This window comes from Acinetobacter amyesii (assembly GCF_023499985.1).
GTDB lineage: Bacteria > Pseudomonadota > Gammaproteobacteria > Pseudomonadales > Moraxellaceae > Acinetobacter > Acinetobacter amyesii.
The window spans coordinates 1-22,349 of sequence record NZ_JAMCOU010000013.1 but is presented as its reverse complement, the minus strand read 5'-3'; the positions used below and the strand labels follow the sequence as shown (position 1 = coordinate 22,349).

Below are 22,349 nucleotides of genomic sequence, written 5' to 3'. Positions count from 1 at the left end.
GAATTTAAGATGAGAAAAATTGCAATTATCGGTGGTGGACAAGCAGGTTTATTACTGGCGTTCTCACTACTCGAAAACAAATATGATGTCACTTTATATGTAGATCGCCCTGCGGATGAGTTGTTACATGGTCGTATGGTCAGTACCACAATGTTTTTTGAAGGAACTTTAGAGTTAGAGCGCAGATTGGGCTTAAATTTTTGGGATAGGAAAGCGCATCGTGGTCAAGCATTGCATGTCGATTTTCGTGCACCAAACGGCGATATCATGTTACCTGTGACAGGTTTTTTACATGATAATGACGGTATTGCCATGGACCAACGAACCAAATATCACCGTTGGTTAGAGGAATATCCGCGCCGTGGTGGCAAGCTCATCATTCAAAATGTCAGTCCAGAAGATTTGGAAGTAATCACTGTTGAAAATGATCTGACGATTTTGGCAGCAGGTAAGGGCAATATCACCAGTTTATTCAAACGCAACGAATCACGCTCAGTACATCACACTCCTCCTCGCAAATTGGCTGCAGCACTCGTCGTAGGTGATGATTTATGCGGTCCAAACAGTTGGCAAGGTCAACCATCTCAGACTTTGCATTTTAATTTTGTTGCAGGTGCAGGCGAATACTTCAGTATGCCGTTCTATAGTCACACGCATGGTCCATGTCGTAGTTTCTTATTTGAATGTGTACCGAATGGTCCAATGGATATCTTCGATGATGTAACATCTGGCGAAGAAATGGTCCAACGCATGAAAGAAGCGGTTGCCAAAGTAACACCAGATCAAAGCTTCCGTATGGTCGATAATATGGAATTAAGTGATCCAAACGCATGGCTCAAAGGTGCATTCCGCCCTGAAGTTCGAGATCCTGTTGCAACCTTAGATAACGGTGCAAAAATTTGGGGGATTGGAGACACTGTCATTGTAAATGATCCAATCGCAGGACAAGGCGCAAACAATGCAACCCGTATGGTGGAGCATTATTTAGCTGCGATTTTAGCACGAGGTGATGAAGACTTTAGTGCAGATTGGATGACAGAAGTATTCGAGCAATTCTGGGAAAAGTCAGGTCGCTATACGACTGAATTCACGAATCTATTGTTAAATCCACCAAGTGAGAGCTTATTACAAGTATTAGCTGCAGCCTCACAGAACCAAGCGATTGCGGATGACTTTATGGGGCATTTCAACAACCCGTGCGGTTTCTGGCCAGCCGTAGATGGTGCAGAAGGGGCTAAAGAATATCTGTCACGTGAGGAGTTTCAACATGCAGCTGCCTGAAGTTTTGTGGCAGGACGTTGACCTAGCTGAAGCGAAAGCGCTTCGGCAGGCCTTCGGCGGTTTTGCCACTGGTGTCGCGATTGTCACTTGTCTAGATGAACAGCAACAACCTGTTGGTCTTACGATTAATTCTTTTAGCTCGGTATCTCTTGATCCTGCGCTGGTGCTCTGGAGTCTAGTCAATCATTCACCAAGCCGTACAGTTTTTGAAAATTCAGAATACTTTGCCATCAATATTCTGGGAGCCGATCAGCAAGAAATCGGACTCAATTTTGCTAAGCCAATTCCAGACAAATTCCAGCATGGGAGCTGGAATCTTGAAACTACTAAAGCACCGCTACTGGAAGGTTGCGTAGTGCAGTTTATCTGCCGCCGGGAACAGCAGATTGAAGCAGGCGATCACCAGATTTTCTTGGGGAAAATTGAACAGTGCCGACATAGCAATCAACGCCCATTACTGTTCTGCAAAGGGCAATTTACCGAATGGCCACAATACAAGGAGGTTTCATGACCAATCTGAATAATAAAGTGGTTCTGGTCACTGGGGGCGCAACTCACATTGGCCAGGCAGTAGTCAAAGAATTAAAAAGTTTGGGGGCGGACGTCATTATTGCTGACATTAACGAAACTCAAGGCAGGCAGGTGGCAGCTGAAACCCAAAGTCGTTATGAATATCTAGATCTCGCTAATGATGAAAGTATTCAAGCTTTAGCTAGTAAACTAAATCAACTAGATATTTTAGTGAATTTGGCCTGTCTGTATGAAGATCATGGCTCACAATCTACACGTAACGATTGGCAAAATACATTTAATGTGACCGTGTTTGGTCATGCAGCTTTGGTACAGGTATGTAGACCATTGCTGCAGGCCAGCAATGATGGGGCTGTCATTAATATTAGCAGTGTTAGCGCCCGCATTGCCCAAAAAGAGCGTTGGGTTTATCCAGCCTCTAAAGCAACCTTAGAACAACTGACCAAAAGCATGGCATTGGATTTGGCTGCTGATGGTATTCGTGTTCATGCTTTATCCCTCGGATGGACCTGGTCGGTGCCGATGCAGATGATTTCAGGTAATGACCGTCCTAAAACTGATCGAGTTGCAGGCCGTTTCCATGTGCTAGGCCGTATTGCCGATGCTGAAGAAGTGGCTGAAGCCTTAAGCCTATTATGTAGCCCGAAAGCGAAACTGCTGACCGGCAGTGTGATTCATGCTGATGGCGGTTATCACACTTTGGGGCCTGAAGCGACAGATTCACCGATTGAGGAGTTAAGCAAATGAATATCAAAATGGCCAATATTGCAGAAAAATTTCTTTGCCTGACTTCCGATATTGAACAGGGTGAAGGTTTACAGGTGATTATTGAGGGATATCCGCCATTGGCGGTGTTCCACCTAGAAGATGGTGAATTCTATGTCACTGATGATACCTGTACCCATGGTGATGCTTCACTGGCTGATGGTGAAATTGATGGCTGTGAAGTGGAATGTCCGTTTCATGCCGGTGCTTTCGATATTAAAACCGGTGAGCCTTGTGGAGCACCTTGTACCATCCCGCTAAAAACCTATCAGTCTATCGTCCGCGAAGATCGGATTTATCTTGTGGAGTGATACCGATGTATAAAATCCAAATTGAAGGGCAAGGGGAATTTCATTGTGCAGCAGACGACGTGCTGCTGCGCGGCGGCCTTCGTCAAGGTCTTGGTTTACCTTACGAATGCAATGCTGGTGGCTGTGGGACTTGTAAAATAGAAGTGCTATCTGGTGAAGTAGATAATCTATGGGCTGAAGCACCTGGATTGAGCGATCGTGATCGCCGCAAAGGCCGTTTTTTGGCTTGCCAATGCCGACCTAAATCTAATTGTGTTATTAAAGTCCGTTTGGATGAACAATGCACGCCTAAAATTCTGCCAAAACAACAGGCCGTCAAGCTCAAATATGTACAGCCGATTACACACGATATTTTAGAAATCCATTTGCAGTCAGAGAAACCAGCGCAGTTTATTCCAGGTCAATATGCTTTGCTTTCAGTAAACCAGCAATTATTACGTGCTTATTCGATGTCGAATTTGCCGAATGATGAAGGCATGTGGGTATTCCAGATTCGCCGTGTAGTAGATGGCAAAATGACCAATCTGCTATTTGATGAGCAACAGCGACAAAGTGCCGTGATTCAGATCGATGGCCCATATGGTTTGGCACATTTACAAGAGCAGCCACGACCAATTGTTTGTGTCGCTGGTGGTTCAGGTCTAGCACCGATGTTGGCAATTGCCCGTGGAGTCGCAGTTAATCCACAACTACAAAATCATAAGGTATGGTTCTTTCATGGTGGACGTGAACAGCGTGATCTACTGACAGAAGATCAGTTAAGGGATTGGACTGAATTAGGTTCACGCTTGAATTATGTTCCAGCAACTTCATCTGAATTGATCGAAGGTATTCGATCAGGCTTTATTCATGAAATCATTCATGATGTTTTAGGTGAGCAACTGATCCAACATGAAATATACTGTGCTGGGCCACCGCCAATGGTAAAATCTATTGAACAAATGGCGTATCAGGCAGGTATTCCACTTCAACAAGTGCATTTCGACCGTTTCTTCTAAATCCTTTATTAATCTTCAAAAAACAGGCGATAGGTTAACCCATCGCCTGTATAGTTTTATCTCGACACATCAATACCATATTTACAATTTGGGCAATGGATTCTGTACCTAACTTCTGCCGAATATGCGTGCGGTGAATTTCTACTGTTTTATGGCTGATATTCAACATTTGTGCGATATGTTTACTCGAAAGTCCATCGACCAATAAATTGATAATCTCACTTTCTCTTGGTGATAAAGATTTCAATTTAATCATCTGTTCTTGACGTTTTTCTTCTTCAATAAAGTCTTGTTCAGCAAGTTGCAGACAGGCTTGGATTTGATTAAGCATATGCTGTGGATTAAAAGGTTTTTCTAAAAAATCAAATGCCCCAGCTTTCATCGCATTGACCGACATTGGAATGTCGCCGTGACCAGTCATGAAAATGATTGGCATACGGATTTTTTGTTGATTCAATTGTTGTTGTAGTTGCAAGCCACTCATCCCTCGCATACGAATATCAAGGATTAAACATGCAGGCGTTTGCGGGCGCTGAAAATTTAGGAATTCAGTAGCACTATTGAATGTTTTAGTTTCGAGTTGCACTGAATCAAGCAACCATGTGAGTGAATTACAAATGTCTTGATCATCATCTATTACATACACAATGGGCTCGGGAACATGAGAATTAGTTAAATACATTTTGCACGCTCCTGTGCTGCTAAAGAGATATTAAAAATGGCACCAGACTCACCTTCACAGACCCATAAGTAGCCATGATGATTTTCAATAATGCTGCGGGATAGCGTCAGACCAATACCCATACTGTCTTTTTTGCTAGAATAAAATGACTCGAATAATTGTTCAGGATTTTGACCCTGTAATCCTGGGCCGTTATCAGCAATTGCGATACGGGCATGTTGGTTGTGCTCCCAAGTACGGATAAAGATGTCGCGCTTTCCTTCTGGGTTACGTTGTAAAGCATCGACCGCATTAAAGACCAAATTAATAATGACCTGACTAAATAAAGTTTCGTCGGCAGAAATATAAATAGGTGAAACGCTTAATTCATAATGTATGACACAGCCAATTTGATCTGCTTTTAAGCCTATCAGTGGATGTAGATCCTGAATCAGTTTATTTAGAGAGTGAACTTGAAAATTGGCTTCGCCCTTACGTAAAAAGCTACGCATACTGTGAATGATTTTATTGACCCGCTGGGTCTGATCTAATGCTGCATTCATAGCGTCGAGTGTTTCAGTGGTATTTGCCAAACCTTTCTGAATCCGAATAATGCTACCACCAACATAGTTGTTTAAAGCTGCAAGTGGCTGATTCAATTCATGTGCTAAAGCAGTTGCAAGTTCTCCCATGGTTTTGCAGCGTGACATATGACCCAGCTGTTTTTCCCTTGCTCGAGCCATTTTTTCTGCTTCGATTCGTTCGGTAATATCTCGATAATTGACGAGAATGCCCTGAATTTCAGGATGATCAAGCAGGTTGCGATAGGTGGCTTCATGATGTCGCCATTTGCCATTATGATGCATGATTTTATAGTGAATCACACCAGCAGCTTGGTGAGAGGATTTTCTAAAAAGTAACTGGCGTACATTCATGCGGTCATCAGGATGAATCACATTCAAGATATTTTTGTTGAGTACAAAACGGTCGCGGTAACCGAGAATACGTTGTAGAGAAGGGCTGGCATAGAGCAACTTACCTTGCAAGTCGAGGATAGCAATACCATCTCCCGAGTGTTCCAGAAGCATCTTGAAATATTGATCTTTAGACTGTAGAGCATATTGATACTTTTTGATTTCGCTAATATTGCGGACAAGTGCTAATAACTTAGGTTGATTTTCAATTTCAACTGTTTTTAGGCAAACTTCAACAGGAATTTGTCGTTGATCTTGAGCTTGGATGATCCACTCAAAAGTAATCGCTTCATGGCTAGCAGCCTGTTGAACCTTTTTTAATGCATGATAAAAATCAAACCCATGGCTATGCGCGCTGATTTTTTCTACACTCATTTTTGTTAATTCGGATTTACTGTAACCGGTGAGGTTTTCAGCTGCTTCATTTACGTCCATGAATTCGACACTGCCGATATCATGCACGAAAATAGCATCACCCGCTTTATCAAAAATGGTTTGATAATAATTTAAGCTGTTCATTATGTTCCTTACCTTGGATGGCGTCCAGCTATCTGGTAGAGGTATGTTTGATCTTCACTGATAAACACTTGTTGTTATTTTATTCGATAATGCAGCAAATTGTGCAGTAGTGCAATTAGACTTAGAGTCTTATTACATACTTTAAACAATATACAAATGCTCATTTAAGTGTTTATCTCTATCCCTATTTATTAAGCAAGGTTAGTACCATATTCACGTTTTATTTTGACTAATAAAGGTAAATAATTTTTATTATTCATAAATACAAAGAAAACTTTTAGATATAAGAAGGTATTCTCTTTTTAAAAAGACACCAAGATTACCCAGTTTGGACGTGTTCTGAGCAATTTCAATATCGATATCATTTTCGCTAACTCCCCTCAAGCCAAAGGCCGTGTAGAACGCGCCAATAGAACGCTTCAGGACCGTCTGATCAAAGAGATGCGTCTAGAAGGCATCAGTTCAATTGCAGATGCCAATAAGTGGCTGCCGTGCTTTATTGAGCAATTTAATCGTAAATTCGCCAAGATGGCCTTTAATCCCAAGGATCTGCACCGGACTATCACTGAAACAGCCGAAGAATTAGATGATATTTTTACCTGGCGTGAACTCCGCAGGGTTACGAACAGCTTGACGATTACTTATGATAAATGCGTATATATCTTGGAAAACAGCGAAGAAAATCAAAGATTGGTCCGCAAGTATCTTGAGTTCCTGGAATATCCGGATGGTACTGTAGCGATCATGCATGAAGGACGGAAGATCAACTATCAATAAACTGGCTGGACTACAGCAAAATGCAGTTGTTGAGAATAAAAGATTAGGCTCGGTTCTAGCCCATATCCAGCAGCAACATGAAGATTTGGAGAAACAGAATAAACGTTCCCGTCTCAAGAAAAGTATGCCGAGTCGTAAAGCTCAGAAAGCCATCATTGGACAAAGAAATTTAAATCCTGTGCTTGACTCTTGTAGTTAAAAACAGGACATTTTAAATGGTTTATCGCATAGACATTTTAATTGGGGAATAACAGCTTTTTAAAATTTCCTTGTTTTTTATATAGTTAAAAAATTCATCCCCCTGAAGAACAACAAAAACCGACTTGGAAACAAGTCGGTTTCTTTTTAAGCAATTTTGATACTTCTTGCCAATAAATTTGATCAATATTTAATCATTTTTTCATTTTTCTCTGCGTTATCAAGACAGCACTGGCTTAAATTATCCCCAATTTCTGCGGACAACTTTTGGGATAAGTTCGGGGGGATTTTGTACGCCATGACACACATTAATTCACGTCCTTGGCATCTATTCGATATCTATGGGTTTTATTACTGGTCATCTGTAAAAAGGGATACAGCGTCTTGATGACCATTAACAGCAGCTTTTTTTAGCCATATTTCAGCTTTTTCATTATTTTGGGTAGTTCCATTACCCCGAAGATACATGATTCCCACTGTAAATTGAGCATCAGCATTTTCTTGCTCGGCAGATTTACTGTACCACTCAAAGGCTTTTTCATAGTCTTGAGTGATACCTTGGCCAATGGCATAAATTCTACCTAGACTATATTGAGCATCAGCATTTCCTTGCTTGGCAGATTTACTGTACCACTCAAAGGCTTTTTTATAGTCTTGAGTGACACCACTACCATCTTCATAAATAAATCCTAGACTATATTGAGCATCAGCATTTCCTTGCTCGGCAGATTTACTGTACCACTCAAAGGCCTTTTTATAATCTTGAGCTACACCTTCACCATTAGCATACGCTGCACCAAGGTTATTTTGAGCCTGAATATTTCCTCGTTGGGCAGCTTTGCTATACCATTCAAACGCTTTCTTATCATCTTCAGCTACCCCCTGACCACTGGCGTATAGTGCTCCAAGATTATTCTGAGCATCAGCATTTCCTTGTTCGGCAGCCTTGCTATACCACTCAAACGCTTTTTTATAATCCTGAGAAACGCCTTTGCTATTGACATAAGCTTCACCTAGCAGAGTTTGTGACAAGGCATCTCCACGATTTGCTGATTCTTCAATATCCTCAAAATCAGATGTCTGGCTACATGCAGACAAGGATAAAATTGATAAAAGAATTATTATTTTTTTATTGGGTATGAAATTCATAATTAAATTGAACTACTTTTTTTGGGTAGGCTATAAGTATATAGCCTCATATGTTATTCCCAAGTAGAAATGTCCTATATGGACATTTCCAAGTCAAGCACAGGATTCAAATTCTGTTGTTCAATCGCTGTTTTCTGTGCTTGTCTACGTGGCATCTTTTGAGAACGATTGCGTTTGTTTTGGTGTTCCAGTTGTTCATGCTGTTGTTGAATATGTGCCAGCACAGAACCCAAACGTTTATTCTCAACAATCTCTCGTTGATTGAGCTGACTTAATTTATCGAAGATGCTGTAATTGATTTTTCTTCCCTGATATTCAATGGCTACAGCACCATCCGGATATTCCAGGAACTCAAGATACTTGCCGACCAATCTTTGATTTTCTTCGCTGTTTTCCAAGATATATACGCATTTATCATAAGTAATCGTCAAGCTGTTCGTGACCCTGCGGGGTTCACGCCAGGTAAAAATATCATCTAATTCTTCGGCTGTTTCAGTGATAGTCCGGTGCAGATCCTTGGGATTAAAGGCCATCTTGGCGAATTTACGATTAAATTGCTCAATAAAGCACGGCAGCCACTTATTGGCATCTGCAATTGAACTGATGCCTTCTAGACGCATCTCTTTGATCAGGCGATCCTGAAGCGTTCTATTGGCGCGTTCTACACAGCCTTTGGCTTGAGGGGAGTTGGCAAAGATAATATCGATCTTTAATTCATTCAGAATGTGTCCAAATTGCGTGATTTTGCTGTCCTAGCTCGATTTCTGGTTCACTCGGAAGACCGAATGTTTATCGCTATAAAAGGCCAGAAGCTTACCGTATTGTTCAATATAGGCTCGGGTTGAAAGCATATAGTCGAAAGTCGTTTTCGCCTCACAGAACAGTGGCATCATCGATATAAACCAACAAGCAGCATTTTGCAGCTCGACCTTCAAACCAGTCATGATATGAGCCATCAATTTGGATCAGTTCACCGAAGCAATCCCGGTTATAACGTGGCTGATATGGACGCTTCAGGCGCTTGGATCGCGGAATCCAGAGCTCATTGGCAGTCATCCAGCGACGAACCGTTTCCACAGGAATATTCAGACCAAACATGCTGCTGAGCTTCTCATGCGCCAAGGTGGGTCCAAAGCCCAGCAAATGTTCAGCAATAATGGAAAGGCACTTTGATTTTAACAAGTCATCATGGCGACGATGGCCAGGTTGACCACGACTGGCATGTGCCATACCTGAGACACCATCTTGATTGAGCTTCTGCAATAACCGGGTAATTTAACGGGTGGAAAGATTGAGGATTTCAGAAGCACGGACTTGGGTAATACGATGATCTCGAACATCTTGCAGTACAGCAAGACGTTGAATTTCTTTATCAGACATAGTGATCAGCATCTATATTTTATATCCAGCCCATGATGGTTAAACCATCATAAACTAGACATTTTTATTGGTGAGAATATAGACACTTTAAATGGGTTCTAACAAAGAGACTTCGCATAAGAGATTTTATGTTAAATATACGATTAAAATTCTAGGCTATGAAACGTTGTTTGATAGCCTTCTGCATTAAAGCTTTATAGTGTAAGGATTTTTTACACTGATCTTCAGGTTATTCAAAATTAAATTAAAAAAATTTAGAAATTAAATTGTTATATTTAATATTATTATTTATATTATATTTTTATATGAGTTTTTATGATATAGTTTTTATTCTTTTCTGTATGTTATATATCCAATATAAATGTAGCCTACAATATTTTTTTTTACTTCGCATCCTATTTTGAGTGGATTATCCTTAATCTATAAATTTAGGTTTGTACATAAACTATTCTTACGATCCTAAATAAAATCAAAATTGGAGATAGGCGAAGCTATTAAAACTAATGGAGATAGCGATGACTAGAATAGCAATTATTGGTTCAGGTCCTAGTGGCATGGCACAATTAAGAGCATTCCAATCAGCAAAGGCCAAAGGTCTAGAAATTCCCGAAATTATATGTTTTGAAAAACAAAGTGATTGGGGGGGGCAATGGAACTATACTTGGCGTACAGGTGTAGATGAAAATGGAGAGCCCGTTCATAGTAGTATGTACCGTTACTTGTGGTCTAATGGGCCAAAAGAAGCATTAGAGTTTGCGGATTATACGTTTGACGAACATTTTAAAAAGCCCATCGCCTCTTACCCACCAAGAGAAGTGTTGTGGGATTATATTAAGGGTCGTGCGGAAAAAGCCAAGATCAAACATTTGGTCAGATTCAATACCGCGGTGCAGCATGTCTGCTACGATGAACATAAAAAGAAATTTACTGTTGAAGTAGAAGATTACAAGAACCAAAGACACTATGTGGAAGAGTTTGACTATGTGATTGTAGCCTCAGGGCACTTTTCGACACCAAAAGTACCTGTATATAAAGGCTTTGATCATTTTCATGGTCGTATTTTACATGCCCATGATTTTCGTGATGCCCGTGAATTTGCAGATAAAACGGTACTGCTTGTGGGCAGTAGCTATTCGGCTGAAGACATCGGTTCACAATGCTACAAATATGGCGCGAAGCAAATCTATAGTTGTTATCGTAACAAACCGATGGGTTTTAGATGGCCGAAAAATTGGTCTGAGAAAAAACAGCTAATACGTGTAGATGAACGTAAAGCTTATTTTGGAGATGGTACTTCGGCAAAAGTTGATGCGATTATTTTGTGTACTGGTTATCTTCATCATTTCCCATTTATCGAAGATAAATTGCGTTTAAGAACACACAATTGTTTATATCCACTAGATCTTTACCAAGGTGTGGTATGGGAAAAAAATCCCCGTTTATTTTATCTAGGTATGCAAGATCAATGGTATACCTTCAATATGTTTGATGCCCAAGCTTGGTATGTTAGAGATATCATATTAGGTAAAATTTCTTTGCCAAATATCATGGAAATGCAACATCATACTGAGAAGAAGCATTTAGAAGAGAAAGCTCTAAGTACAGATGAAAAGAAAGCACGTTTCCAAGGTGAATATGTGAAATATTTAATTAGTGAAACAGATTACCCTAATTTTGACGTTGATGGGGTGCACAATATTTTCATGCAGTGGAAAACGCACAAGAAAGAAAATATTATGGAATTTAGAGATAAAACGTATCGTTCAGTTATGACTGGAAAAATGGCAAGACCACATCATACGCCTTGGTTAGAAGCTCTCGATGATTCTTTAGAGAACTATTTAGATTCAGAAGGTGCTAAAGAGAAAAATTTTATTTAGCCAAAATTTAGAAAAGTAGCTAGAAGTCAAATGGGAGCTTTGCTCCCATTTTTATACGATAAAATTCATATACACGAGTAAGTTTATCTAAAAGGTGCAGAATCACATTTGAAAATTGCTAATAAAATATTAGAAGATTGAATATTCATCTAAAAAGTTTCTATGTAACCATAAGGCTCTGTTGCACAAAGATTTGAAATGCAAAGCGCCCCTAATGGAGCCAAATTTAAGGCGTAACTTGGGTAAGTGGTCGACCTAATTCCGTAAATCTGTTAAGGACTGCTACACGTGCATAGATCTCATTCACTTGGCTATCAAAACTCCTTGCACTGAGTTTATCTCCTAATAATTTGATGCAATGTATCTTAGTTTCAACCAAACTTCGCCGATGATAGCCTGACCATTTTTTCCATAGTGTCCTGCCTACACGTTTAATTGTTCGAAGTAATTCATTTCGCTCTAGCGAGCTACTCTTTGTATCTTTCCATGGTTTCGCATTTTTTCTAGGTGGAATCACCGCATGTCCTTGCCGATCTGCAATGACCTGACGGCATTGCTTGGTGTCATAAGCTCCATCAGTATAAACAGAGTCAATCCGCTCATCTTGTGGAATCTGATTAAGTAAATCACCAAGCACCTGTGAATCACTGACATTATTGTTTGTAAGCTGAACTGCTCGTATTTGTAGGGTCTTAGCATTTATACCAATATGAAGTTTACGCCATTGGCGACGATATTCAGGTCCATGTTTCTTGCGCTTCCATTCGCCCTCACCTAGAAACTTCATGCCTGTAGAGTCTATGAGTAGATGCAGCCCATCGCTACTTTTTTGGTAGCTCATTACAATATCAATATGCTTTTGTCTTCTACAAAGCGTGGTGTAATCTGGAGCTATCCAATTTAATCCGCAAAGTTTAATCAGACTTTGCACAAAGCCAGTAACCATACGTAAAGACAGACGAAATAAGGATTTAATCATTAAGCAGCACCAACAGGTATTAAAAGATAGGGAGGGTAATTATTTCCGGGATGATTTAGATAATAATAGGGTGTATTTTTGGGTTGCTTTCTATAAAGATGTCGATAGAAATAAAAAATCAACTGGTTGTCCAATTGATTGATTTTAATTTTAGCTAATGGTTTTTTAATAGTAACCTAAAAAATTAATAAATTTAAGGTAGTTAATTGCATCATTAAGTTTGAGGATATATTTTTCACTTAATGGGTTGTCAAAAGGAATTGTTTTTTTATTTTCTATATCTGGGGCATATTATATTTTGAATTGGTGTTTATTAGGTTTTTATTAAAGATGGTGTGTTTGGGAAAAATTCAAAAGGTTTAAATGTTGTGAATAAAGTAATAATGCTTATTCTTATTTGTCTTCAATTCAGCGCGTGTGCTGAAAATAAGGTTGTGAACGGTGTTGATGTTGATCGAAATGAGGTACAAAATGAGTTAAAGTTAGTAAGAGAGTATGTTGGTGAACAGAAGAATAAACTACCTGTGAATGTAGATAATTATACTAGATGGGTGGGTTTTAAATTTTCTGATAATAAATTAACCTATATTTACATGGTTTCATTTGAAAGTATTAGTGATTATCAGGCGGCTGATATGAGAAAATATTATTATTCTAAGCCAAAGATAGATGAAATTTGTGAATCAATTACTATCTTATCTAATTTGGATATTGTGTATGAGTATAAATATGTTAATTTAAAAAACAAGGAATTGATTACAATTCCATTTAATAAAAAGATGTGTGATATTTAATTGTGATTTTTTTTGAAAGGTATAATTTTAGCTTTATTTTAAATTGAGATTGTAGTGAAAAAATTTGAATTAATTAATAAATCCCTTTTAGCAACCGTAGCATTCCTTCTGTTGCCATTTTGGTCTTATCTTTATTATGGTTATTTTTGGATTCTTTTGCTAGGGAGTTTAACTATTTGTGTTTCTTGGTTATTCGGTCGTTTAAATTACAATAATAAATATTTTATTTTCCTGTATTTAATTATTTTTGTAATTTCATTATTAATGCTTGGTGCAGTATATTTAACTTTAAATAATGATTGGATAACTATTTTAAAATATATGTTCTTGTTTTTTATACTAGATACAGTATTGAATTTAAGTAAGATTAAAAAAATGCAGAAAAAATATAAAGATGATAATTTTGTTGTGGATGGTAATTTAGATGGTTATTCTGCTGATTTTGAAGAAAAAAATGGAAAAGTTTGGGGGGATAGTCTTTTTGCACAAATGGCTATAGTCTCATATATGCTTTTTATTGGACCGTATTTTATAGTCATTAATTCACCATTTGAATTTTATGCTGGTGAAATGATGCCAGGTATTAAGTCAAATCTTTCGGTATATGCCATAATCTTGATGATATTAATATTCTGGGAATTTACATTGAAAAGATTTTATTTTTTTAGTGGTCTTAATTACAAATTTGATAAAGAATGAAATAAAAAAGACTTGGTGGCATTCCAGCGCGATGACGTGCTCCGTGAAACTGCGCGGATGCTTGCCAATGGATTGGTTCAAAGCAAAAATTATAATGATGTAGGCTTACTCAGTTCACAGTTGATTCAGCCAGAGCAAGAAACCTTAGGGTATGTACAGCATCAGGCGGAACGGCAGTATCATTATGATCAAAATTATCTACTAACTCAGGTGGACGATAGCCGATTAGGTAAGCTGACGTATCAGTATGATGCAATTGGCCGTTTAACGCAGAGTCAAAGCCTACATCAAAACGAAAGCTTTACTTTTGACCCAGCAGGGAATTTGATTGACCCGATTGCCACGCAAACATCTCAAATAAAAAGCAATTTGATATCGTAATATAAAGGTAGAAACTATAAATACGATGCACAAGGCAATGTGATTGAAACCAGCCATGCAGGCAAACCATTAAAACTGACGTGGGATAACCTGAACAGATTGGTTCGCAGTGATCATAATGGTCTGGTAACTGAATATGGTTATGATGTATTTGGACGACGCTTGTTTAAGAAAAACCAAAATGCACAAACCCTGACTTTATTTGGTTGGGACGGTGACCTGATGGGAAGCGTCCGCTGAACCCTATGCCTATTTTTTAATTTGAGTTGGATTTCCAGCGATGTGGCAATAATTCTTCAATCTGAGTCACTTTATGTGTCGGCAACCTTTTCAGCACATCACTTAAATACGCATACGGATCCAGCCCATTCAGCTTTGCTGACTGGATTAATGTCATAATATTGGCTGCTCGCTGACCGCTGCGCAGCGAACCTGCAAATAACCAGTTCTTACGTCCCAACGCCCAGGGGCGCATCTGGTTTTCCACCCAGTTATTGCAAATCGGTAGATTGCCATCATCCAGATAGCGGCTTAAAAGCTGGCCAACGCTTCAGAGTGTAATTGATCGCCTTGGCGGTTGGAGAACTCGATGGCACAGTCAGTTGATGTTGGTTGAGCCATTCATACAGTTGTTGCATCACCGGTTGACTATGCTGTTGTCGGTATTCGCGGCGCTGTTCTGCTGTACCATCGGTCTTTTTCCTGAGTTCTGCTTCTATCGCATACAGTTTCTGAATCAGCACTAATGCCTGTTCAGCGACCTGACTTTTTTTGGTCACATGCAGTTCATGGAATTTACGACGCGCATGCGCCATGCAGCCCACCTCAAGGACCTGACCTGATTTAAACCGTGCTTTATAACCGCTGTAATCATCACAGACCAGATGGCCCTGCCAGTCTTTCAGGAACGCTTCAGCATGTTGACCTGAACGACTATCCTGAAAGTCATAGATCACGGCTTGAACTGGATTGTACTGTGTAGTGTCATAGGCCCAAACATAACCTTTCTTCGGTTTTTTATCATTCTCACCCATCCGCATGATGGTGACTGGTGTTTCATCTGCATGCAGCACCCGCTGTTGCAGCACCACCTCTTTTAAAGCATTGGCCAGAGGTTCCAGTTCTACACCGCAGCGACCTATCCAGTCGGACAGGATTAATCTGGATAGATCAATTCCTGCGCGTAGAAAGATTTGACGTTGACGGTACAGCGGCAAATGATTAGCGTATTTCGAGACCAGCACATGGCTCAGTAGTTCAGGACTGGCAATACCTTTATCAATCACATAGGCGGGCATCGCTTGCTGAGTCAGGGTGTCGCACTGATCACAGACCCATTTGCCACGAACATGCTGTTCCTTATAGAACTGTGCCGGTCTGAAATTCAGTTTTTCACTGATATCTTCTTCGACCGCTTCGTCCCATAGATGGATTTGTTTTGCGGTGAGATGTTCGTTTTTACTGCCGAATTTATGCTTTTTAAACAGCGCCAGTTCATGCTCGTATTTTTGATTGAGAATAGAAAGATGCTGAACATTGGCATCCAATTGCTGGTTTGATTTTTCTAATTCTTGATTTGATTGTGCCAGAGACTGATGCTGCATTGCCAACTGCTGGGTAAATTCCAGCAGTTATTCATGGGTCAGTTGGCTTAAATCGGGCAGCATTTTCATGACCGCAGTATGCCTGAGGTCATGAGAAGAATGAAATAGAACGTTTGGAGAATAGCAGAATGGACCAGCCTAGTTTAGAGCATCGTCACCACCTGCTGTCGTCCAATGCGCTGCCAGGGCAAACCCTGGATCAGTGCCTTTAACTGTTCCGGGCTGAGAGCTACGCTTTCACCCTGGTGAACTTTAGCCCAGTGAAATTTGCCCTGTTCCAGCCGCCGGGCACACAGCCAGATGCCCAGTCCATCATGCACCAGTACTTTCATACGATGGCCACGTTTATTACAGAACAGGTAGGCGCAATGCGGTTTAATGTAGCCAAAGGCTCTCACCACCTGAGTCATGACAGTATCCATCCCTGCTCGCATATCCAGAGGTTGGGTAGAAAGCCAGATTTCATCAATGCGGATCATGTTGCAAGTGCCTTGAGTAATTCTGCTAAAGCAGATATTTCTGATACTTGCCATTTCAAGCCAATTTCTGCTTTTGAGTGGGGTAAAGTAATTTGAACCGTTAACATGTCAGTAGGAGTAGGATCTAATGGTGCAGAGCAAGATAAGGCAATAAATGCAGGTTTATTCGGTAGTGGTGAGTGATCATTCCCTGGCTTACCATCAATTAAGCGAATCCATTTGGATACAAGATTTGTATTCAATCCATGTTGCAAAGCGACCGAAGCAATTGAAACGTCCGGTGCTTTACAAGCCTGAACGATCTGCTGTTTAAATTCAGCACTGTATGTTCTTCGTTTTTTCGCAAGAGATGCGATGGATGTCTGGTGATTTGTAGTCATAAATTTTAGTCCCCACTTGTTTTTAAGTGGGGACTAAATTAAGGCTTATAGGATGAATTCATAAGGTGTGTTCAGCGGACGTTTACTGTCCACTTAAATTTTAGTGGACACTATCGCGGTATTAATGAGTTAGAAAAAGTGGGGCTCAGCGGACGCTTACTGACAAAATTTATTTTATAACTACGTGTAATAAAGAAAATTATTTTGATCTGTCACACTTGTCACAGTAAAAAATAGAATTAAATGACATCACCATGATGTGGCATTATGACTGGACAATGGGAATTGGCTTACTCTCATTCAATAAAATTATATTGCTAATGCCGTATGTGTATTGGCAATATGTCCATATATATAGGTCTCTTTGTTTTGAAAGTACACATCAAAACAAGGACTCATTAAATTATCCTTATGGGCTTGAATCTTAAAAATTTGACACAAATGATTCAAATAATGATTGATCCAGTCATTCTGATTTTCAAATGAAGAAAATGGTCTAAGATTGGCATATAAATCTTGCAGATTCGCAACGATAGCCGAAATATCAGGATTGAAGAAAGATAATATAATCTCGTTGGTTTCAAATTTCTTTGCGATGTATTCACCATGCTCATCAGGCTGTATTGATGTAAGTTGCGCACCTGTTTCGGTATATTCAGAATAGGTCAATTTTGAGTTTTGAATATGGAAATGATGTACTTCTAGCTCTCGCATCATTCTTGATATTTTTAGGCACTTTGGCAGGTCTTCAAGATTGGATTTGGATAATTTAATAAAGAACTCAACTGCACGATCTAAAACAGTTTTTTCCCCTGTGCCAGCAATGATGCCATCCTTCCAAAAATAGAGCTTATCTGAATCATCCGAGAGGAATTCATAATCTTTGGTTGCTTCACGTTTATCAGCAGCAACGATAATACTATCTTCTAATTGGATTGAGATGATAAACGTCATACGAGAAAGTTAATGCTCTGATTGGGATTTTATTGTATTCTCACGACCATTATTGTCAAATTAAAAGGACATAAAGTGGCTGGTGGCTCTCAAATAATTATTAATAAAGAAGGAATTACTTTTATTACCCCTGCAAAATTCGAAGCAAAAGCAGGGCAGCATTTGTTTAAGAATGGAGCGAAAGTTTCAACTCAACTTCCGACCTTGCCTGTCGCTAAACAACCTTATATTCTTCAATATTTAGTGAAAGCGAAAGACAATATTCCACTTGCAAATAAGCCTTATTTTATTATTGATCAAGCAGGTAATTTGCAGAAAGGCGTAACCAATGCCGAAGGTTTAATGAAACTGAATACAACACCATCAGCTCAAGATCTTGTGACTCATGTGATGGCGAGTGAAATCGAAGAAGCACAAGAAGTCGGTGGAGAAGAAGAATAACATGGCAACGTACTATTCACGATTACAGTTTAAAGTAAATCCGCCTCTGCAATATAAAGACTTTTCCTTTCAGTTTTTAGTTGTTAACAGAGAACTAGGCAAGACAACTTTCAAAGACGAAGGAAGCTTTGACGAAAAAGGATTTGGTAAGTGGTTTCATATCTATCAACCGAATCGCGTGTTGATGTATAAAATCAAATATCGGGGTGAGGTCATCAAAACGGTGACAGCCAAAGCCTATCCTGAGCCAAATAAGTGGAGCTTATTTGAATTTAAAACGACAACTAGAACTACTGAGAAAACCAAAGAAAATATACAAGAAATACAAATCAATGACGGAGAGGTTGCTTGGTATTTAGTTAAAAAGTCTGAACCTGTGATGACTTGGGCACAACGTGTATTTAAAAAGCCATTGACTGAGAAAGATTGGGGAATTTTAAAAGCGAACAATCCACATTTAACCAATTTGGTTTCAATGGGTGTTTTGCAGCCTGGGCAGGTGGTAATTATCTCAAATTCAACCACAGCGAAGGAATTACCCGAATATAAAAAGCAAGCACAGCAGGCACATCAAAATTTAGAGCAAATGAAAAAGGATAAAGATTTTGATGCGGTGTTTTTCGCACAAAACTATGAATTTTTCTACGATGCATTATTGAGAGAAAACGCCAAGATTATTAATAAAAATATCTTTGAAGAAAATGACCATCCCCTAACGATTAAATTTAATAAGCAAGAAGAAGATGGATTTTTTGAGCACAAGATGGCGGTTGATGCTTCTTTATCATTGGTTGAGGGACAAGCGCATCGGGTTTACAGATTACATGGTGAACTCGCTCTAAAGTATGCCGAAGAACAAGCCAAAGGCTCAGGGTTAGCAAACCCTAAAAATTTTACCCAGTTCAAACAGAAGTATGCAAACTTGTATAGGGAGTTAGATAACGAAGGAACTAAGAAATTCTTGCGTTGGGATCAGTCGATTAAAACTACCAATATGCGCCGTATGTTGAAGCAATCGGCATTGGTTAGAGACAATAACTTTAAAGGTGGACTCAAAGAATACGCCAAAGAAATGGGCAAAATAGGTAAGTTTGCGACACAACTAAAGATAGCGGGTTATGTGTCTATTGCTACGGATGTTGTAGGTTCAAGCATAAAAGTATATGAAGCTGCACCTGAAGACAAAGCAAGAACAACAGTTGTTGAGACTGCTAAAGTTGGCGCTGGTATTGGTTTTGGAATTTATGCAAGTTATTTAATTGTCGGACTTGCGACAGGTGGAACAGGATTAATTGTTATTGGTATTGTTGCTGCTGGAGCTGCTATTGCCGCTAAAGGTACATCTGAGATTGTTGGATGGGGTGCAGGAACGGCTTATGATGTTATTGAAGAAAATGTGAGCAAATAAGTATGGAAATTATACTAATTTTATTTAAAAAGATTCCATTCATAACGTTGGGGCTTTTATTTTTTATTTTGCTGTGGGTATTTTTCGTAAGCCTTTATATCTATACCAATATTTATCTAAAAGGAATTTGCCAAATTTTATATAAGAATGAGAAACGATTTACAAGATTGATGGAGCCCTTTGATTTCTTTCATTTGAGTATGTTGCCCAGTGCCTATTGGAGAGAATTATCAAATATAAAGTTTAATACTTCTTTTAAAACCTACTATGGGAATAATTTATATCAAAAAATAGGTGATTCCCAGTTAAAGGAAATGTTGAAAAAGTATCCTGTATTTTTTTATCTACATTACTTGGTTATAGTGTCAGGTATTTTAGGTACTTTATTTATGCTTTATGCATACATTCATGCACATTATTTTTAAAAAGATTTGAAACTCTATCAAAAACTAAAACCGAGTGGCTTTGTTGCATAAATATGTAAGCATCTGATTTAAATAAATTTAATTTTGGATCAAAAAACAATCAAAACTTTTAAAATCATATAGTTATGAAATCTTTGTGCAACACAGCCAAACCGAGTTAATGTCTCGGTTTTTTTCTTAAAATAGCAGGCTATGTGTCTATTGCTACGGATATTGTAGGTTCGAGCATAAAAGTGTATGAAGCTGCACTAGAGGATAAAGCAAGAACGACAGTTGTTGAGACAGTGAAGTTAGGAACTGGAATTGTTGCTAGTACATTTACAGCAGCATTAATTGTTGGTTTGGCTACAGGTGGAACAGGATTAATTGTTATTGGTATTGTTGCTGCTGGAGCTGCTATTGCCGCTAAAGGTATATCTGAGATTGCAGGATACGGGGCTGGGTATATATGATAAAGTGGAAAGTATAAATGAATAAAATTATCAATTTATTGATTACAGATCATATTTTTGCACTCTTTGCTTTTGGTTTCTTATTCTTTATTCTATTGTGGGTCTTCTTCATAAGCCTTTATATTTATAGCAATATTTATGTAAAAGGAATTTGCAAAATTTTATATAAGAATGAGAAACGATTTACAAGATTGATGGAGCCCTTTGATTTCTTTCATTTGAGTATGTTGCCCAGTGCCTATTGGAGAGAAATATCAAATATAAAGTTTAATACTTCATTTAAAGCTTACTATGGGAATAATGTATATCAAAAAATAGGTGATTCCCAATTAAAAAAAATGTTGAAAAATTATCCCGTATTTTTTTATCTACATTATTTGATCATTGTGTCAGGTATTTTGGGAACACTTTTGCTGTTATTGGGTTTTATTGCGGATCAGTATTTTTAAAAATTTAGAGTTTTATTGAAAACCGAGCTTAATGTCTCGGTTTTTTCTTAAAATAGCAGGCTATGTGTCTATTACTACGGATGTTGTGAGTTCTGGTGTAAATGTATATGAAGCCGCGCCAGAAGACAAAGCAAGAACAACGATTGTTGAGACTGCCAAAGTCGGTACTGGTTTGGTTGCTGGAGCAGTAGTGAGTGCTATTGTGATTGGACTCGCCACAGGTGGAACTGGGTTGATTGTAATAGGTATTGTGGCTGCTTCAGGAGCAATGGCTACAAAGGGTGCTAGTGAAATTGCAGGATATGGCGTAGGTGAAGCCTATGACTATATTGACGAAATTAGGAATAAATAATGTTGGAAATTCTATTATCTATGTCTAAAGATAGACCTGGTTTATTTATTATTCTAGTTGGTATTTTATTTATTGTAGTGGCATGGGTGGTTATAATAAGCCTTTATATCTATATTAATATTTATCTAAAAGAAATTTGCAAAATTGTGTATAAGGATGAGAAACGGTTTGCAAGATTAATGGAGCCATTTGATTTTTTTTATTTAAGTGTTTTGCCTAGTGCATATTGGAAAGAGATATTAAATATAAAGTTTAATACCTCATTTAAAGCTTTCTATGGGAATAATATATATCAAAAAATAGGTGATTATCAGTTAAAAGAGTTTTTGAAAAATTACCCAATGTTTTTTTATCTTCATTATCTATTTATGCTATCTGGAATTTTAAGTTTGCTCTTTTTGTTTCTTGGCTACTCTGTGGACCAGTATTTTAAAAAAAATTAGAGTTCTATCGAAAACCGAGGTTAATACCTCGGTTTCTTCTAAAAAAGCTAGTTATTTAATTGTCTTGCGACAGGTGGAACAGGATTAATTGTTATTGGTATTGTTGCTGCTGGAGCTGCTATTGCCGCTAAAGGTACATCTGAGATTGCAGGTCACTATGCTGGTAAATCATACGATTTAGTTGAAAAAGTTATGGAAAATAAATGATAGAGTTTATTATTAAGTTATATAAAACTGAACCTACAACATTCATCGGAATGGTCGGGCTTTTATTCTTTATTTTATTGTGGATCTTCTTCATAAGTCTTTATATCTATACCAATATTTATCTAAAAGGAATTTGTACAATTATATATAAGGATGAGAGAAAATTTAAAAGACTAATGGAACCATTTGATTTCTTTTATTTGAGTATGTTTCCCAGTGCTTACTGGAGAGAAATATCAAATATAAAATTTAATACCTCATTTAAAGCTTTTTATGGGAATGATAGATATCACAAAATAGCTGATTCACAACTAAAAGAAATGTTGAAAAATTATCCCTTATTTTTTCATTTACATTAGACTTCTTTCATAATTCATTTTTTGCTCAGCTTTAAATTATAGATTCCCGCAATTAAATTGAATCTTAAGCCCAGTCTTTTTCCTCGATTACGATATCGCTCGGCAAGGATTTTGAAAGT

The 22,349-nt window shown here is 38.3% G+C and carries 20 protein-coding genes and 6 pseudogenes; 16 read left to right on the top strand and 10 right to left on the bottom strand.

All coding sequences use genetic code 11. The annotated features are described in order from the left end of the window. Positions 1-9 precede the first annotated feature (9 nt). The 5 genes from M5F03_RS01520 to M5F03_RS01500 are packed head-to-tail and all read left to right on the top strand — an operon-like array spanning position 10 to position 3,886. The gene (locus M5F03_RS01520; protein ID WP_249706122.1) at positions 10-1,281 is read left to right on the top strand and encodes a styrene monooxygenase/indole monooxygenase family protein; all 1,272 of its coding nucleotides are present in this window, start codon (positions 10-12) and stop codon (positions 1,279-1,281) included. Further along, complete coding sequence (locus M5F03_RS01515; RefSeq protein WP_180024911.1) at positions 1,268-1,792, top strand: flavin reductase family protein; 525 nt, start codon at positions 1,268-1,270, stop codon at positions 1,790-1,792. Before M5F03_RS01520 ends, M5F03_RS01515 begins: the two co-directional genes overlap by 14 nt. Further along, positions 1,789-2,559, top strand: a complete 771-nt coding sequence (locus M5F03_RS01510) for an SDR family oxidoreductase (protein ID WP_180095336.1) — start codon at positions 1,789-1,791, stop codon at positions 2,557-2,559. The genes M5F03_RS01515 and M5F03_RS01510 overlap by 4 nt, the downstream gene beginning before the upstream one ends. After that, the gene (locus M5F03_RS01505) at positions 2,556-2,888 is read left to right on the top strand and encodes a non-heme iron oxygenase ferredoxin subunit (RefSeq protein ID WP_180024898.1); all 333 of its coding nucleotides are present in this window, start codon (positions 2,556-2,558) and stop codon (positions 2,886-2,888) included. Before M5F03_RS01510 ends, M5F03_RS01505 begins: the two co-directional genes overlap by 4 nt. A gap of 5 nt (positions 2,889-2,893) precedes the next feature. Then, entirely contained in the window at positions 2,894-3,886 is a 993-nt protein-coding gene (locus M5F03_RS01500) for a 2Fe-2S iron-sulfur cluster-binding protein (protein ID WP_249706118.1), read from the top strand. A gap of 34 nt (positions 3,887-3,920) precedes the next feature. On the opposite strand, the gene M5F03_RS01495 is transcribed toward M5F03_RS01500, so the two are convergent. Then, entirely contained in the window at positions 3,921-4,568 is a 648-nt protein-coding gene (locus M5F03_RS01495) for a response regulator transcription factor (RefSeq protein WP_180079184.1), read from the bottom strand. Beyond that, positions 4,559-6,040 carry a PAS domain S-box protein gene (locus M5F03_RS01490; protein WP_180079185.1) on the bottom strand — a complete coding sequence of 494 codons (1,482 nt, stop codon included), beginning with the start codon at positions 6,038-6,040 and terminating at the stop codon, positions 4,559-4,561. Before M5F03_RS01490 ends, M5F03_RS01495 begins: the two co-directional genes overlap by 10 nt. Before the next feature lie 306 nt (positions 6,041-6,346). Here M5F03_RS01490 and M5F03_RS01485 point away from each other — a divergent pair. Next, a pseudogene (locus M5F03_RS01485) lies at positions 6,347-7,016 on the top strand (transposase family protein); the annotation flags it as partial. A 350-nt stretch (positions 7,017-7,366) separates the two neighbouring features. On the opposite strand, the gene M5F03_RS01480 reads toward M5F03_RS01485, so the two are convergent. After that, complete coding sequence (locus M5F03_RS01480) at positions 7,367-8,164, bottom strand: tetratricopeptide repeat protein (protein WP_180079186.1); 798 nt, start codon at positions 8,162-8,164, stop codon at positions 7,367-7,369. Positions 8,165-8,238: 74 nt separating this feature from the next. After that, positions 8,239-9,556, bottom strand: a pseudogene (locus M5F03_RS01475) (ISNCY family transposase). A gap of 503 nt (positions 9,557-10,059) precedes the next feature. Here M5F03_RS01475 and M5F03_RS01470 point away from each other — a divergent pair. Beyond that, a complete protein-coding gene (locus M5F03_RS01470; protein ID WP_249706116.1) occupies positions 10,060-11,424 on the top strand; it encodes a trimethylamine monooxygenase in 1,365 nt (454 codons plus the stop codon). Positions 11,425-11,650: 226 nt separating this feature from the next. Here the strand turns inward: M5F03_RS01470 and M5F03_RS01465 are convergent. Continuing rightward, a pseudogene (locus tag M5F03_RS01465) lies at positions 11,651-12,412 on the bottom strand (IS5 family transposase); the annotation flags it as partial. A 359-nt stretch (positions 12,413-12,771) separates the two neighbouring features. Here M5F03_RS01465 and M5F03_RS01460 point away from each other — a divergent pair. From M5F03_RS01460 to M5F03_RS01450, 3 genes and pseudogenes are all read left to right on the top strand, one after another. Then, positions 12,772-13,197 carry a hypothetical protein gene (locus M5F03_RS01460; RefSeq protein ID WP_249706114.1) on the top strand — a complete coding sequence of 142 codons (426 nt, stop codon included), beginning with the start codon at positions 12,772-12,774 and terminating at the stop codon, positions 13,195-13,197. Positions 13,198-13,251: 54 nt separating this feature from the next. Then, positions 13,252-13,896: a hypothetical protein gene (locus M5F03_RS01455; RefSeq protein ID WP_249706111.1), complete on the top strand. Its 645-nt coding sequence runs from the start codon at positions 13,252-13,254 to the stop codon at positions 13,894-13,896. 15 nt (positions 13,897-13,911) lie between these two features. After that, positions 13,912-14,502: pseudogene (locus tag M5F03_RS01450) on the top strand (RHS repeat domain-containing protein); the annotation flags it as partial. Positions 14,503-14,533: 31 nt separating this feature from the next. On the opposite strand, the pseudogene tnpC reads toward M5F03_RS01450, so the two are convergent. The 4 genes and pseudogenes from tnpC to M5F03_RS01430 form a co-directional block, all read right to left on the bottom strand. Then, positions 14,534-15,881 (bottom strand): annotated as a pseudogene (tnpC, locus tag M5F03_RS01445) (IS66 family transposase). A gap of 143 nt (positions 15,882-16,024) precedes the next feature. After that, positions 16,025-16,360, bottom strand: a complete 336-nt coding sequence (gene tnpB / locus M5F03_RS01440) for an IS66 family insertion sequence element accessory protein TnpB (protein WP_249706109.1) — start codon at positions 16,358-16,360, stop codon at positions 16,025-16,027. Further along, positions 16,357-16,740, bottom strand: a complete 384-nt coding sequence (tnpA, locus tag M5F03_RS01435) for an IS66-like element accessory protein TnpA (protein WP_249706107.1) — start codon at positions 16,738-16,740, stop codon at positions 16,357-16,359. The genes tnpB and tnpA overlap by 4 nt, the downstream gene beginning before the upstream one ends. A 309-nt stretch (positions 16,741-17,049) precedes the next feature. Next, complete coding sequence (locus M5F03_RS01430; protein WP_249706106.1) at positions 17,050-17,694, bottom strand: hypothetical protein; 645 nt, start codon at positions 17,692-17,694, stop codon at positions 17,050-17,052. A 75-nt stretch (positions 17,695-17,769) separates the two neighbouring features. Between M5F03_RS01430 and M5F03_RS01425 the strand changes: the two genes are divergently transcribed. From M5F03_RS01425 to M5F03_RS01400, 6 genes are all read left to right on the top strand, one after another. Beyond that, on the top strand, positions 17,770-18,135 hold the full coding sequence (locus M5F03_RS01425) for a hypothetical protein (RefSeq protein WP_249706104.1): 366 nt from the start codon (positions 17,770-17,772) through the stop codon (positions 18,133-18,135). A gap of 1 nt (position 18,136) precedes the next feature. Continuing rightward, positions 18,137-19,543, top strand: a complete 1,407-nt coding sequence (locus M5F03_RS01420; protein WP_249706102.1) for a hypothetical protein — start codon at positions 18,137-18,139, stop codon at positions 19,541-19,543. A 619-nt stretch (positions 19,544-20,162) separates the two neighbouring features. Further along, positions 20,163-20,420, top strand: a complete 258-nt coding sequence (locus M5F03_RS01415; RefSeq protein ID WP_249706099.1) for a hypothetical protein — start codon at positions 20,163-20,165, stop codon at positions 20,418-20,420. 17 nt (positions 20,421-20,437) lie between these two features. After that, a complete protein-coding gene (locus M5F03_RS01410; protein ID WP_249706097.1) occupies positions 20,438-20,869 on the top strand; it encodes a hypothetical protein in 432 nt (143 codons plus the stop codon). Positions 20,870-20,933: 64 nt separating this feature from the next. Continuing rightward, positions 20,934-21,221 (top strand): hypothetical protein, encoded by a 288-nt coding sequence (locus M5F03_RS01405; RefSeq protein ID WP_227591931.1) that lies wholly within the window; start codon positions 20,934-20,936, stop codon positions 21,219-21,221. Next, positions 21,221-21,664: a hypothetical protein gene (locus M5F03_RS01400; RefSeq protein WP_127800628.1), complete on the top strand. Its 444-nt coding sequence runs from the start codon at positions 21,221-21,223 to the stop codon at positions 21,662-21,664. The genes M5F03_RS01405 and M5F03_RS01400 overlap by 1 nt, the downstream gene beginning before the upstream one ends. 580 nt (positions 21,665-22,244) lie before the next feature. Here M5F03_RS01400 and M5F03_RS01395 read toward each other — a convergent pair. Next, a pseudogene (locus M5F03_RS01395) lies at positions 22,245-22,349 on the bottom strand (IS5/IS1182 family transposase); the annotation flags it as partial.